We start from the raw sequence: 280 nt of genomic DNA, 5'->3' as shown, positions 1-280 counted from the left end.
GTATTAGATGTAGAAGGCATTGCGGTTCGCGCAGGACACCACTGTGCACAACCGCTTATGAAGTGGCTGAAAGCTTCTTCTACTGCACGTGCGAGCTTCTATTTATATAATACAAAAGAAGAAATTGATACATTTGTTGAATCACTAATCAAGACAAAGGAGTATTTCACAAATGTCATTTAATAATTTAGATACGTTATACCGTCAAGTTAATATGGATCATTATAAGAATCCTCGTAACAATGGCGTGTTAGAAGATAGTGTTACTGTTAACTTGAAC

General features: G+C 36.1%; 2 protein-coding genes. Both read left to right on the top strand.

Features of this window, described 5'->3' with window-relative positions:
• On the top strand, nucleotides 1-183 hold a 183-nt coding region (locus ACSG5Z_RS32425; protein WP_435712992.1), incomplete at its 5' end, for an aminotransferase class V-fold PLP-dependent enzyme.
• The coding region (locus ACSG5Z_RS32420) for an iron-sulfur cluster assembly scaffold protein (protein WP_435712993.1) at nucleotides 173-280 on the top strand (108 nt) is incomplete at its 3' end. The genes ACSG5Z_RS32425 and ACSG5Z_RS32420, both read left to right, overlap by 11 nt.

This window comes from Bacillus pretiosus (genome assembly GCF_051294775.1).
GTDB classification, from domain to species: Bacteria; Bacillota; Bacilli; order Bacillales; family Bacillaceae_G; genus Bacillus_A; species Bacillus_A wiedmannii.
The sequence above is the reverse complement of the archived record's forward strand: the minus strand, read 5'-3'. Positions and strand labels throughout refer to the sequence as shown.